General features: G+C 40.2%; 16 protein-coding genes and 1 pseudogene. 5 read left to right on the top strand and 12 right to left on the bottom strand.

From position 1 onward, the window contains the following. Positions 1 to 199: 199 nt before the first annotated feature. Both AC58QO_RS30655 and AC58QO_RS30650 read left to right on the top strand, forming a co-directional pair. The gene (locus tag AC58QO_RS30655; protein ID WP_497272296.1) at positions 200 to 964 is read left to right on the top strand and encodes a YheC/YheD family protein; all 765 of its coding nucleotides are present in this window, start codon (positions 200 to 202) and stop codon (positions 962 to 964) included. A gap of 19 nt (positions 965 to 983) precedes the next feature. Beyond that, entirely contained in the window at positions 984 to 1,691 is a 708-nt protein-coding gene (locus tag AC58QO_RS30650) for a hypothetical protein (protein WP_497272294.1), read from the top strand. 419 nt (positions 1,692 to 2,110) lie between these two features. On the opposite strand, the gene AC58QO_RS30645 is transcribed toward AC58QO_RS30650, so the two are convergent. Continuing rightward, positions 2,111 to 2,374, bottom strand: a complete 264-nt coding sequence (locus AC58QO_RS30645; protein WP_497272293.1) for a hypothetical protein — start codon at positions 2,372 to 2,374, stop codon at positions 2,111 to 2,113. A gap of 214 nt (positions 2,375 to 2,588) precedes the next feature. Between AC58QO_RS30645 and AC58QO_RS30640 the strand changes: the two genes are divergently transcribed. The 3 genes and pseudogenes from AC58QO_RS30640 (at position 2,589) to AC58QO_RS30630 (ending at position 4,035) form a co-directional block, all read left to right on the top strand. After that, a complete protein-coding gene (locus tag AC58QO_RS30640; RefSeq protein ID WP_497272291.1) occupies positions 2,589 to 2,738 on the top strand; it encodes a hypothetical protein in 150 nt (49 codons plus the stop codon). Between the two features lie 691 nt (positions 2,739 to 3,429). Further along, a pseudogene (locus tag AC58QO_RS30635) lies at positions 3,430 to 3,816 on the top strand (NucA/NucB deoxyribonuclease domain-containing protein); the annotation flags it as partial. Further along, entirely contained in the window at positions 3,805 to 4,035 is a 231-nt protein-coding gene (locus tag AC58QO_RS30630) for an excalibur calcium-binding domain-containing protein (RefSeq protein ID WP_497272371.1), read from the top strand. The pseudogene AC58QO_RS30635 and the gene AC58QO_RS30630, both read left to right, overlap by 12 nt. A gap of 151 nt (positions 4,036 to 4,186) precedes the next feature. Here AC58QO_RS30630 and AC58QO_RS30625 read toward each other — a convergent pair whose 3' ends face one another. The 11 genes from AC58QO_RS30625 to AC58QO_RS30575 all read right to left on the bottom strand — a co-directional run bounded on the left by AC58QO_RS30625 (position 4,187) and on the right by AC58QO_RS30575 (position 12,441). Next, entirely contained in the window at positions 4,187 to 4,558 is a 372-nt protein-coding gene (locus AC58QO_RS30625; RefSeq protein ID WP_497272290.1) for a hypothetical protein, read from the bottom strand. 137 nt (positions 4,559 to 4,695) lie between these two features. Next, positions 4,696 to 4,944 (bottom strand): hypothetical protein, encoded by a 249-nt coding sequence (locus AC58QO_RS30620; protein WP_497272288.1) that lies wholly within the window; start codon positions 4,942 to 4,944, stop codon positions 4,696 to 4,698. Continuing rightward, complete coding sequence (locus AC58QO_RS30615; RefSeq protein WP_497272286.1) at positions 4,944 to 5,246, bottom strand: hypothetical protein; 303 nt, start codon at positions 5,244 to 5,246, stop codon at positions 4,944 to 4,946. The genes AC58QO_RS30620 and AC58QO_RS30615 overlap by 1 nt, the downstream gene beginning before the upstream one ends. Before the next feature lie 23 nt (positions 5,247 to 5,269). After that, entirely contained in the window at positions 5,270 to 5,524 is a 255-nt protein-coding gene (locus AC58QO_RS30610; protein ID WP_497272284.1) for a hypothetical protein, read from the bottom strand. A gap of 278 nt (positions 5,525 to 5,802) precedes the next feature. After that, a complete protein-coding gene (locus tag AC58QO_RS30605; RefSeq protein ID WP_497272283.1) occupies positions 5,803 to 7,341 on the bottom strand; it encodes a Sir2 family NAD-dependent protein deacetylase in 1,539 nt (512 codons plus the stop codon). A gap of 141 nt (positions 7,342 to 7,482) precedes the next feature. Then, positions 7,483 to 7,743 carry a hypothetical protein gene (locus AC58QO_RS30600; RefSeq protein ID WP_497272281.1) on the bottom strand — a complete coding sequence of 87 codons (261 nt, stop codon included), beginning with the start codon at positions 7,741 to 7,743 and terminating at the stop codon, positions 7,483 to 7,485. Positions 7,744 to 7,815: 72 nt separating this feature from the next. Beyond that, positions 7,816 to 8,238, bottom strand: a complete 423-nt coding sequence (locus AC58QO_RS30595) for a hypothetical protein (RefSeq protein ID WP_497272279.1) — start codon at positions 8,236 to 8,238, stop codon at positions 7,816 to 7,818. A 1-nt stretch (position 8,239) separates the two neighbouring features. Next, positions 8,240 to 9,787: a Sir2 family NAD-dependent protein deacetylase gene (locus AC58QO_RS30590; protein WP_497272278.1), complete on the bottom strand. Its 1,548-nt coding sequence runs from the start codon at positions 9,785 to 9,787 to the stop codon at positions 8,240 to 8,242. A 94-nt stretch (positions 9,788 to 9,881) separates the two neighbouring features. Further along, on the bottom strand, positions 9,882 to 10,082 hold the full coding sequence (locus AC58QO_RS30585) for a hypothetical protein (protein WP_497272276.1): 201 nt from the start codon (positions 10,080 to 10,082) through the stop codon (positions 9,882 to 9,884). 82 nt (positions 10,083 to 10,164) lie between these two features. Further along, positions 10,165 to 11,820, bottom strand: a complete 1,656-nt coding sequence (locus tag AC58QO_RS30580; RefSeq protein WP_497272274.1) for a tetratricopeptide repeat protein — start codon at positions 11,818 to 11,820, stop codon at positions 10,165 to 10,167. 213 nt (positions 11,821 to 12,033) lie between these two features. After that, on the bottom strand, positions 12,034 to 12,441 hold the full coding sequence (locus AC58QO_RS30575; protein WP_497272272.1) for a DUF6985 domain-containing protein: 408 nt from the start codon (positions 12,439 to 12,441) through the stop codon (positions 12,034 to 12,036). Positions 12,442 to 12,445: the final 4 nt, after the last annotated feature.

Here is a 12,445-nt window from a genome sequence, read left to right as displayed (position 1 = left end):
ATATTCAAGAAGCCGGAAACATCTGCTCCTTCATTCTATTTAACTTTCAGCAGCTGAAGCTAGGTAAAGCCGAAGCTCTTTAGAGGACTATATCGATTTTAAGGGCTACTTTAATAAACATTAACACAAGCACCACTTTTAGAGTAATCATATACTGCTTACGATTGTCCATTTGGAAGGAAGTGGTAAATTTATCGTAATGGAGAGAAGCACATCGAGATTAATTTCTCATAATAAATGGGCAAAGAATACTATTCTTAAAAAAGAAAAAAAACTTGATCCATATTTGCCTCAAACACTTCGATTTTCTCAGCAGAGTTTTTGGGACTTTTTCGAAAAATATGGTTCAGTTATTCTTAAGCCGATCCGTGGATTTTCCGGATATGGGGTGATTATGGTTACTTCACTCGAGCCAGAAAAATATTCAATGCAATTTGAAAATCACAAATTCACAATGGATAGTAAAGAAACAACCATGGATGAAATAATAAAGCAAACTGGCATCCGTAAATATATTGTCCAACCACGTATAGCATTAGCTGAAATAGAAAATAGACCCTTTGATTTAAGAGTTATGGTGCAAAGAAAAAAGCAAGGGTCTTGGAAAGTAACAGGTATGTTGGCAAAAGTAGCCGCAGAGGGTTATTTCGTTACGAATGTGACGCAATCTATTCTTACGGTTGACAGCGCAATACATCAATCACTAGGTCATTCATTTCCAACACAAAGATTACTAGAAAAAATAAATAGAATTTCTTTAATAGCAGCAAAGCAACTAGGTGATTACTATTTTTATCAAAAAAATATTGGTTTCGATATTGGTATTGATGATGAATCCAATGTCTGGATAATTGAGGCAAACTTTAAACCCAGTATACAGCCTTTTTTATTACTAGAAAATAAAGCAATATTTCATAAGATAAGAAAATATATGAATGAAAATAAAAAAAAGAATTTCATTTGAAAGCAAAGGAGCAATTATAATGGGAATAAGAAAACCAGAACCACCCTATCAAAATTTCACTATAAATGTTGCGATTTTTCGAGTTGCTGGGCTAAGTAGCATACCCATAATTAGAGATTTTAATGAAGTAAAGAGACAGTGGAGTGGTATTACAATTAACCAACTAGGAAAGATTGAGACCTTAGCAGAAGGTGTGGCTAACTATCAATTCAACTCTACTGTTCAAACTTTTGCAGAAATGAAACCTGAATTACTTCAAATAGCAATGAAAATTATCCCCAACGCAACCGTGTATGTATTCTATGTTCAAGGCGAGAAATTTTCTGAGGACCCAGGGACAGTTATTGGGAAAGCTTCTGCAGTACCGTTTATAGATAATATATATCCCAATGTAATTGTAATTAATCAAGGTGCAGAAGACTTCCCTCAGGCACTGACTCATGAATTTGGTCATATTTTCTTTATTACTAACCGTTCTGGGAAAAGAGCACTAATGCCTAATCCATATAATCCAGCCGATCACCCCGGAGACACATCGCCGGGAATTGATGACTATCATAGTAATGACGCGAACAATATAATGTTCCCTAGAAGCGGTTTTGGTTTCACGCAGTCATTAACTGCCGAGCAGTTAAGAATTGCAAAAGAGAGCAGATTATTATCCTCTCCACTAATAGTTACACCTGGATTCTTATTAACATCACCAGGTGAAATTGTTGTAGATTAAAGAATTCATACCAATAAGGTAGATAAAGCAAAACCACATCCTCAAGCGGATGTGGTTTTAGATTTTCCGCGGCAAATTGCATGCCAACTTACAGCGAAAAAAATGCTCTTCGGAAGATTACACAATTTGTCTTATTTATTGGATTGTCATTGCTTTCTCAAACTCTGGATAATTGATATGGGGTGAATCTAATTATGGTCTAAAGTTAAAAGATTTCATCCTTTTCCCATTCATTGATCATTGCTTAACTCTGCCTTCAATGACCCATTCCCAATGTTCTAACACACTGGATGGATCGACGAAGTTTAAACGAACCTCGCGTTGCTTGATCCGCGTGACTACACCATGAATAGTTCGTGTCTGAAACTTGTCCGAAACTTCAACCGTAGAATATCCTACTCTAATAAACAGAAGCTAGCCTATCTGGCTGAATAAGGGCCTTTAAAAGAAATAAAATGCATGGATTGTGGGTATCCACGTTTACGAAAGTTATGATCCGAAATCTCCTTTCTTAACATTTCAATGTTTATACCTTGCAGAGAAGAATAAACAACTGGATCCAATTGCTGTAATAAAGCTTGCTCAAGAGATTCTTCTCGCGGTTCAGCATATACAGTAGCTGCTCCAAGAGCAAATAGGGAACTAGTTAATATAATTAATAACTTAGTATTAAACGAGCTCAACCGACATCACCTCAGAGATAGTTTCTCCAGAAATATGACATAAGTATGTGAGAAACAGGGTACCATCAATGCTCACAATGCGACATCAAATTGCCCATCTGGGCAAACAAAAACAGATCGGCAACGAATCGCTCATAGACAAGAAGCGTGCAGATTCGTTTGCTGTGCGATGATTCACCACAAGCAATCATATAATAATTACGAGGTGATTTTCATGAGTACCATTGTAAAATTTCCGGTTCAAAAGAGCATGAAAGAGGTCATTTTCGATAATCGTACCAAGCGACTAGCTGAAACGAAGCAGCTAGAAGCTGAAATTGAAGAATTGAAACGTAAAATATGCATGAACAAGCTATTAACTTAGTTAATTATCTGTCAGCATTAAATAAGAGGCAGCCCTAGGTTTCCCCAAAGTGCTGCTCTTTTTATTAATTCTTCTCAGGATAGTTTGTCTCGTGGAAATTTTGCAAAGCAAACCATTAGCAGAGAAGGCTACCGTTATATTTTATCGACAGCCTTCTTCTGATGTGTATTGCGCTATTGATAATTCGCCGTTAAGTGAATCATTTCATAAGTTTTTTGGGGTAGAGATCTTTTTTTTTCCACCCTGTCAGGGCTGTTGTAACTTTATCTTCATAGACTCAAAAATTTCTTCCTTCAAATGATATAACCAAATTATTCATGGTTAAACATTTCATTTCCTGTGCTATTATTGAGCCTGACTATTGAAAAAAGAGAAGGCAATGAGGGTTATCAACATGAAATTATTTATCGTTATTGGCTGGATTTTCATTCCGTATATTTTGATTTTTCTTAGATGGAAGAAGATCGGCATTGTAAAAAAAGCTTTTGGTATTTTTTGGTCAATTATCGCACTTCTTTTCGTTTTAGCTATCCTTGTACCATCACAACCAACAACGCCGTTAGGTTCACCCCCACCAATCTCAACCAAGGAACCAGAACCGACTGCTACACCAGAAATTGTGGCAAGCACGCGCCCTACTGCAACGCCAGAAGTTCTGGCAATTTCGAGACCTTCTAATACACCTGAAGCAATTAAGGCGAGCTCTGAGCCTACACCTACCGAGCAAGCAAAAAATCCGCAGGCAATCGAAAGCAAGAAATATGACATTGTTCTTCAGTTCCCAGCAGATAAATTCCCAGAAACAGCTTCTCATATCCAAACTGCAATCAAAAAAGGTGAGTCATCTATTTGTACGATTGATCGTCCCGGTGCCGACGATAATCGAGAGCAATCGCTTCAAGGCATTCCAACAAAAGATGGATATGACCGTGACGAATGGCCTATGGCAATGTGCGATGAAGGGGGAAAAGGAGCCGACGTTGCTTATGTTAAGTCCTCTGATAACAGGGGTTCAGGATCTTGGGTCGGTAATCAGCTCGAAAACTACCAGAATGGCACGCGCATATTGTTTGTTATCGACAGCGTAACGGGCAACGTTAAAGAAGTCACGAAACAAGCACCCATTAATACTCCTGTTAGCGCTCCGACATCTACACCAGCTACTGAAAATCAAAGTGTATATTATGCCAATTGCTCTGCCGTAAAAGCAGCAGGCAAGGCCCCAATTCGAAAAGGTGACCCGGGTTACAGCACCAAGTTAGATGGTGACAAAGACGGAGTAGCTTGTGAGAAATAATTGGTGAGAGATGTGAGGAAAAGGCTGCCGAGATGCCGGCTGCCTTTTTCCGGTCCATAATTCTATATTCGCGATAGTTCATCGTACGAAATGCTTCCTCGAACACCAGCAGCCTATCTTTAATGTGCTTTGGTACTTCCTTACGTTGATCTTAAAAAAACTCTAGCTCTTGAATAGCATCAATGAGTTCTTTACGTAGTTCCCATTCAAAGTAAACGTCCTTGTGTCTACCGTACATAACAATTGTCCAATATGTGTTTTTACCGTCTGTTCCAATTGCTTTAAAACGGTTCAATTCCGACTGAACAATCGATCTTAATGATTTTGGATCTATATCGTACTTCATTCCGATTTCTTTACATGACCCCTTGTGAGCGGGTTCGCTATACCATTTCCTAATCGTTTCCAATCGTTTATGGTTGAAGAGAGCATCGTTACGCAATAGGCTTTTCGATTCGCTATCTGTGATGTCGATGTCACAAACATATTCTTTTCCTATTCTCGTAACTTCTTTTGTAATCATTTGTTTCTCTCCGTGTTTTCATTATAATTGCTTGCTATAATTGTTACCGTGGGTCACTGCTGCTCACAGGTATGGTCACCCTTCTCGGCATTTTGCGTCAATCTATTTCTTTTCCGCAGGCTAGCTCCCCAACAACACTATAAAGCAAATGATCCGACAATTAACAAAGCACTCATGGCATAACAGATCCAGCCAGCCCATTTGAAGTTACTTTTACTCAATCCATACCATCCAACCCATGCCCACAAGCCTGCCAGAATAAGCAGGAAAACAGGTGCATAAGATACCATATTAATTCCCAGTAGATACAGTAATCCGAAGATTACCAATGCTACAAATAATCCAGTGAGTAATGCAAGGATAATAGCTTTTCTACTAACTATCATTAATGTTCCTGCCCCTTTTTTGCATGGAGAATGATTTCTGATCCATAAACAGCTTTATTAAATAAGCGATCGTTTGCCACAAGTTCCCGTGCTCGTTGTTCATCAGACTCAGCCATGATCCTTATTCCCGACATTAGTTGATCTGCCATGTATTCTCCGTATGTGATTGCTGCACCATTCCTAGCAGCAGTCTGAACGCCTAGAGCAAAGAAATATTGAGCCATGCCTGTGTAGAACGTCGTGCCACCAATTTCTTTTGGATTTGTTTTCATGCTGTCAACGATGCTTAAGTGCTTGTCCATTCTAAAGCCCCCTATTGTCCAACTTACAATGCAAAACGTCCTTCAAACACGTTATAAATACGCAGCTGCGGTTCTTGATCAAGCGTCCCCAGGTCTTCTCTTAATACGTATGCAAAAGCAGGGTAAAGCTTTGTCAGCCCTAGTAAAGTGGCAGGCTCCGTCGTCTCACTATTCAAAATGCAGTATCGGTCAGAAAACTTGCTATGCCCTGTGGCTTTGAATTCCAAGTAATCAGTTCGTGCTAATTCGATGTCAGTTGAAACTACTGGTACGTACATCCTGTCACCTCACTTTATGGTCTATCATTACACTTATTATACAAGAAAGAAGACAATTATTACCCATTTTTGTTGGATACAAATTGTCTTGATTAATGAAATAATTACTAGCTGTACAACTTTTCTTGTTCCAAATACATTGTGTTTACAATAGTTTCCATTGGTTGACCCTGTTTCACAATCAATATATACTCATCTAACTGGGTAAGTGTTACTTTTTTTGTATAAACAACGGTACTCTTATTGTCATTATTCGCAAACTTGATATTAATTACTAATCATCTCTTCAGCTCTTTTACTCGCCGATCTACATCGGATTGTAACTGATCCCTGTTTTTCTTTACGATCGTCAGCGTAGCGTCAATGACTGCATTTAGTTTAGGGCTCCAATCGCTAGCCCCATTCTTCATAGCTAATCTTGTAATTAGTAATTGATAAGGCTCTGCTCCCTTGCTCATGCAAGAGCTGCAATACGAGGAGGATACTGGGGCAATCCTTGAACTGTATACCCCTTCGGCTATTTGTATCTTACAGACATCGCATAAGGGCTGGGTGCTTTTTTTTCCACTTTGCATATCCATTTTCTGCTCTATGCCTTTTAACGCGGCCGAAAACGGAGCTCGAATTAGTAAATCGAAATGGTCGTCCATGTGGGTCGGTTCCCGATTTATTAAAATCTTTTTTGTGCCTTGAGCCATCAATGGAATGGTATTGGCGGGAGAAACCTGGAGTGAAGTGCCTGCAACCAGTAGTATATCTGCTGCTTCGGATATCTGTTCCATCTGATGAGTATGCCGGATAGGATCGCCAAACAGGACGATATCTGGCAAGAGAAAGCCATCGCAAGACTGATGTTTCACGATTTGAGTACATCGTGGAACATCCACTTGAAAGACCTCATTTAGTCTTTGTTTATAACCGCACCGGATGCATCTCACCTGACCTAATTCCCCATGAATATGATGAACATTTGAAACTCCAACACGTTCAAAGAGGTTATCGACATTTTGGTCAAACACTTGGACATTTTTGTGATAACGCTTTTGAAAGTTGGCAATTGATTCATGCCCAAGTGATGGCTTCAGCAACGACAACGCACGAATGAGATTCGAGTTAGACGGGAACGGAAGAACGTCGTCCATAACACGGTGAAGGAGCTCAATCTGACTCTTCCAAAAATTAGCTGGGTTAGTATCTCTATTGCTCGCCTGTATATCAGTTAGCAGTGTTTCGTTCGACCATAATTTTTGAGAACTGGAACGAAAATCCGGGACTCCACATTCCGTGCTGGTGCCTGCACCACTTAAGAGCACGATGTTGTGGGCATTCAAGATCCAATCTGCTGCTTGCCGGTACTGCTCCTGAAGATTTTGATTCACGCTGGCTTCATCGGACTGCTCCCATTGCCGTTTATAACTGCGTTTCCGAAGTTCGATATTCCATCTAATGTCCCCATCAATTGCTTTTTGTGCGCGATCGACAAGCGTTTCTGTGTAAGGGAACGGAAACTCGTTCTCCTCATTTACTACGGGAAGCCTCCAGACAGGGTCTGAGAAAACAGGGATCTCAAGCATTTCCGCTGGTGTAATTGCTTTCCCTTCATACCCATCTTTTTCGACAGTACAAGAGATTGCTTCAGCATTGGAGGCCCCCTCTGTCTGGATCAACTCCCAAGCTTCGTCACATGTATATCCTCGAATTTGACCAGTAGTGTGATCAAGAAGAGCCATTCCCAACGAATCGTGGCGGTTAAGGGACTTTCTCCAGAAGGTCAACATATGCACGACTTCAAAACGTCCATGTCTGCTTGTTTCCATTGCATTACCTCACTTTCCGATTCGAATATGTTCGCGTACGGAAACTCCTCTTGCCGCTTGGCTTAAGGCGGGCGGTCATTGCAGGTGCGAACGAGACGACCGCCATTAATGCTTCTGGTTCTTATTAATTTATGCACCACTCTAATGAAGCTTGAGAACAATTCCTTGGTTTTGCAGTTCCACTGCTCGTTGAAGCAAAGAGAAACCGTCGAACGGTATGGCGTTAGGATCTACGCCTAGGTCGAGTAAAATTTGGATAAGTTCTGAGCGCTTATGTTTTTCAGTCAAACGGTAGATACGTGGGAAATACTGAATATTGAACCGTACAAACGATGCGGCTAGCTGAAGATTGCCATTCTGAAGAGCAAGGCTGAGCAGAGGTTGTTCAGACAGTAAAGCCATAGATATTCCCCTCCATTTAAGGATAAGGGAAGTGTACCACTCTGCTGTGAGGAACCGTGCTCACTCTCTAAATCAGTCAATTTGAGTAAGCAGGTCTCTCATATCGGGTGAAAATTTATTGAAAAATTCACCGGCGACACGTAGTGCGTTGGATTCTACATTAAGTATGAATTCTTTAAAAATACGGAATGTGACATACTCACTGTGTTCCATCCCACATGTTTTTTTATAGGATAACAAAAGCTCCTTCAATTTTCTTTTTTGCTCCATGTTCAGTCCACTCCATGTGGTATCAAATCCAAACTCGACTCGAATCCGGGTGTGATTTACTTCATGATAATAATGTCGAAGACGAAGCATACAAAAATCTTTATGCCAGGGAAAGGAATTCTCCAAATACAGATGACAAAAGTTGAAATGGCTTCCGTGTTTGTAAACTGCTTTGAAATCTTTTACAGAATCCGCCATGAGTACTACCTTCTCCAGTACCTGCATACTAATACCTCCTCTTTATCCTTAGGTTTATTTGTGATAATAGTTTTTCAGCAATCCCATCAATGTTTCCTAGTACGCACAGGTTTACGTCAGACGCGGTAGCCCCAATCTGAATACGCTTTTTCCCTTCTAGCCCCGCTGCTTTCCATAACAAAGCAATATCAGTGTTTTCAGAAAACTCTTCAGTTGCCAGAACTACATCTGCCCCTTGTAGCAATTGAGATGCTTGCTTAAATCGTTGCTTTGTTAATTCTACGTCTATCATCTCTGAATGAAGAGCCGTCCCACAATGGCATCTAGGACGTAACCTAGTAAACTTTTCGTCGAGTTTGCTACGCAGTCCGCATTTTGGGCAAACAAGCATATAGATACTGCCATTTAGCTCGATTACTTTATTACATTGGGCTGTTTGAAAAAGCCCATCAGGCGAAGAGGTAATGACAGCGGAAAGTTTTTTTGTATTTTCGAGAGTTAACGCGAAGTTATGGATACTATTCGGGCGAAACGCTTGAATTGCTTCAAAAATAGTATCCTTACTAGAGACCACCGGCATATAGGGTTGGAATTCGGATAACAACTGATTCCGAAACAAGCTCCAATCTGTTTCAGGTGACATTCTAGATATAGTTTTCATCTCTGGAAAGCCGCTTTCAAAGCTAATAGAGGATCCTGCTAAAACAAGTATGGACTTTGCCTTTTGTATCCATTTTACAGCCTTATGTGCAGTAATTTCATCGGAAGTTTTTTGAACTGAAGTTTTTCGTTTTCGTAATTCCACTGAAATCTGGCCGCGGATTCCACTGCGGATGATCCGTTTTATTTGGCGTTTAAAGCGTTCTGTGCATTCGAATTGGATACATCCATTTTCGTCAAGAACCGGTATTGTCCAATATTGGCAATCAAACGGTGGCAACCCTTCGATTGCGTCCAAAAGACGGGTTTGAAATTGTCCAAGCATGCTTTTTGACGCAATTGCATTCGTGGCTCCATGTTCGAAAACATGCATCCAAGCTTCATCAAAAGACCAGGCGTGACACGTACTCTTAGAAATATTTTTAACTAGAAAACCTGCCTTTTGCTTAAACTCCAGACTGTTAGGTACATACAAGAGATGAAGAATCTCGAATGATCGCTCTAAGGATGGCTCTAAACCATACGTTTTTTTCCATTGAGCATGCCACTCATCTTCTTGACCAGCTAGAGCCATTAAACGTATAAAGGTACCTTTTGGTGTGTGGAAATCTACAGAATCGATAACCCAGGTCTCATCCATATAGGTGAGCAGATCTCCCGGTTGGCAATCGTATGTGATATCCCTTGGTGTTAACAGAACTGATCTTTTACCATCGACCAGAATCGTCTTATCGATTACACGTACTATGACTACGCCTGGCCCTTTTTCATCCTGATAGTTCGGATCATCTACGCGATATGGATTCCCATTAAATTGAACAATCTCATTTTTTTGTACTGCCCTCCCCAAATCACTTGGGCTTATGATGATAATCTTGCTCTCAGTAATTACATGATGTTGATCCAGGTGAACCACTCCTTCCAAATACTATGAAGTGTGTTCATCGTAGCATATTGCTGTGATTATCTATTCTCACATTCAACCCCATACGAGCGCTTCTTTAGCAGCCCTAACGCAAGTTGCGGATAGCAGAGCAACTGTAATCCGCTTGTACGCGTTGGCTGCTGCATGGCGACTCCATGTTGCCGCATCTTCCTTCTGCGTACATATCATACTTGACGACATCGTACACGACTTCTCTTTCACCGGACCAGTACTGACACGCTCCACAGCGTGGGAAATTAATTGGTACAGCTGTTTCTCCTGCCATACTAGACTCCTCCTTTTGATAATTGAGAGTATTTGCTCTCTACACATGTTAATTGAAATTTAAAAAGTAAATTTAAGTTCACTTAGTCATGCTCGTTCTTGATTGGCTCAAAAATATATGTTCCCCCAGGATGATTCCACTTGTAATGATTAGACTCTGGACTAATAATCGCTTTGCTGGAATCAATTTTTCCGTTGGAAGCTTGTTCGATCCATCTACGAATTTCTTTGATTCTGGTTCTTGCTTTGCCGCTCAAGGACCTCATATTTGTATTTTTTAGATTTTCTGCTGACTTTTCTTTGTCACCGCTATGGTTCGCTGCTTCCAGTAGTTCCATGATATGAACTTTATCTGGATTTTTGATCAATGTTTCTAGAACTGCCGTTTGACTTTTGGAAACTTTACAAGACCCTTCACTTGTCCGCAGATAAGCTTGATGATTCATCGAATCTAAAATGAGAGGAACGGGGTCCGATAATGAGTCAGTAAGATTTGATAAATAGAATCTAGCCTCAGAAACACCGCGTCTTATCCAGGCTCTGCTACTCATGTTGTAAATCCTTACGTCACTTGATGTTCCCATCAAATCGATATAAAGTCGCAAAAACTCCAACTTATGATGTCCATCAAAATCCAGCGGGGAGTCTTCTAGTTCGAAGAGAACTTCATCAATATCTGCTGCTTTCCTAAGATGAGCGCAGCAGATTGCGTATGCTAAGTACAAGTTAAATGAGTGTTCTGGAGCTATTTTATTGCGATGTTGAAAAGCGTAAGTTAGTCGCTCATATGCTTTATCCCATTCCTTTTTCTTGATCCAAACCATTCCAAGGTGGTAGGAGACATTTGGTTTTTGTTCTTTCGGGGCATGCAGGAGTGCTTCTTCGTACATCGCAAGGCCGCTTTCTGGGTTCCCTTGCATTTTCATCGTACGTCCTTCGGTCAAAAGTAGATTTGCTAACTCCATTTTCAGGTTCGTTTCGTTTGTAGGATTGAGCCGAATTTGTTGCTCCAAGTTTTTAATAAGTTTGACTCGACCTGCTGAATCTGATCTCACGAAATAGCTCTCGTATTTTGCGCGTAATATCTTGAGATAGTCAGACCGGGACTCTGGATCAATTGTATTATGCTCTAGCATCAACTTATAAAGATCTGCGAGTGCTTCGCTATGAGGTTGCTTCTCACGCATCATTTGTGCTTGAATCTTGACGTATTGTTTGAATAAATGTCTACGCTCTACCGATTCTTCAGTGTTTATCGCGTCGACTAAAACCTGTAAAATCTCCTTTCGCAACTCATAAGTTAAATTTGGAAACGTATCTGCCCCTATTAGATAAGAAATTTTCATCTCACAAACACCCGCAAACAATCGCTTAAAGATTAAACTTGTTGAAAACAAATTCGTTAATTGTCTGGAAACACTAGCCATTGCTTGTAAACCTTCGTATGTCAGTGCGAAGTCTGTAGTCTCTGGTATCCCTGATAGTATTCTAGTTATTTCTTTCGCCGCTGCGTCATACTGTACGGAATCCGGCCATAGAATAACTTCCGATGCTTCTTCAATGATGCTTAGTTTACTTTCATAAGTCTCTGGATTGCTATCTTCCAGAAGTTCACGATTGAGCCCAATAATCTGTTTTGTCAGGTTTTCTCGTGTATGGGACTTCTCCGGCTTTTCCTTAAACTTTTTTCTGTCCGAATGAAGAAGTATTTCTGAAAAGTAGCTGGTTTCTTTGTTCATTTTAACGCATCCTTTCTTTAAACCATCTAATTGTATGATACTGACAGATGTGAGGATCAATTCTCACACTGCATTGTGACTTTTAAATACCGTTATCATGCATTCCAAACATCTACAAACTCTCTATTAATCCCATAATAAAAGAAAGCCGCCTGGTTCGTAACGAACTCAAGCGGTATCTGATTCAGACAACATTATCCATTTATTTCATACTTATAAGAAAATATCTTGCGGCCCAACCTTTTCCTCGGGAAATAAGCAAACAACAATGCCATTGTCCTCATCCCAATCACAGTCAAATAACATTCCATAGCTACCATCCCGTTGGAAGACGAGCTCTGTCGGTTTTACTCTGGATTGCAGAGAATGGAGGATAGCGTCTGCACCCTTAAGTGAGTTGTAATATTGTTGTAAATGAGTACTGATTTTTTTTTCGATATTTTTTTGACTCTCAAGAAATGAACGGTAACTTTTTTGCTGCAATTCTACTATTTCTTCGCCTTTATATGCTGACGCAACACAAGAAATCCGATAGCTCCGATCCCATAAACACACTTCAATTGGCTTTGTCCATCCATAGGAATAAGTTACTTCTCCGAATACAAGATCCATTTGACTCATTGGA

The organism is Paenibacillus sp. J31R30 (assembly GCF_059692115.1).
This window is presented reverse-complemented; position numbering and strand designations above follow the sequence as displayed.

What these genes read in the sequence shown, in the direction of transcription:
- AC58QO_RS30615 (WP_497272286.1), bottom strand. Translation starts at nt 5,246, where the DNA reads ATGGACAAGCACTTAAGCATCGTTGACAGCATGAAAACAAATCCAAAA.
- AC58QO_RS30585 (WP_497272276.1), bottom strand. Translation starts at nt 10,082, where the DNA reads ATGGCAGGAGAAACAGCTGTACCAATTAATTTCCCACGCTGTGGAGCG.
- AC58QO_RS30580 (WP_497272274.1), bottom strand. Translation starts at nt 11,820, where the DNA reads ATGAACAAAGAAACCAGCTACTTTTCAGAAATACTTCTTCATTCGGAC.
- AC58QO_RS30610 (WP_497272284.1), bottom strand. Translation starts at nt 5,524, where the DNA reads ATGTACGTACCAGTAGTTTCAACTGACATCGAATTAGCACGAACTGAT.
- AC58QO_RS30600 (WP_497272281.1), bottom strand. Translation starts at nt 7,743, where the DNA reads ATGGCTTTACTGTCTGAACAACCTCTGCTCAGCCTTGCTCTTCAGAAT.
- AC58QO_RS30640 (WP_497272291.1), top strand. Translation starts at nt 2,589, where the DNA reads ATGAGTACCATTGTAAAATTTCCGGTTCAAAAGAGCATGAAAGAGGTC.
- AC58QO_RS30605 (WP_497272283.1), bottom strand. Translation starts at nt 7,341, where the DNA reads ATGGAAACAAGCAGACATGGACGTTTTGAAGTCGTGCATATGTTGACC.
- AC58QO_RS30620 (WP_497272288.1), bottom strand. Translation starts at nt 4,944, where the DNA reads ATGATAGTTAGTAGAAAAGCTATTATCCTTGCATTACTCACTGGATTA.
- AC58QO_RS30595 (WP_497272279.1), bottom strand. Translation starts at nt 8,238, where the DNA reads ATGCAGGTACTGGAGAAGGTAGTACTCATGGCGGATTCTGTAAAAGAT.
- AC58QO_RS30575 (WP_497272272.1), bottom strand. Translation starts at nt 12,441, where the DNA reads ATGAGTCAAATGGATCTTGTATTCGGAGAAGTAACTTATTCCTATGGA.
- AC58QO_RS30655 (WP_497272296.1), top strand. Translation starts at nt 200, where the DNA reads ATGGAGAGAAGCACATCGAGATTAATTTCTCATAATAAATGGGCAAAG.
- AC58QO_RS30625 (WP_497272290.1), bottom strand. Translation starts at nt 4,558, where the DNA reads ATGATTACAAAAGAAGTTACGAGAATAGGAAAAGAATATGTTTGTGAC.
- AC58QO_RS30650 (WP_497272294.1), top strand. Translation starts at nt 984, where the DNA reads ATGGGAATAAGAAAACCAGAACCACCCTATCAAAATTTCACTATAAAT.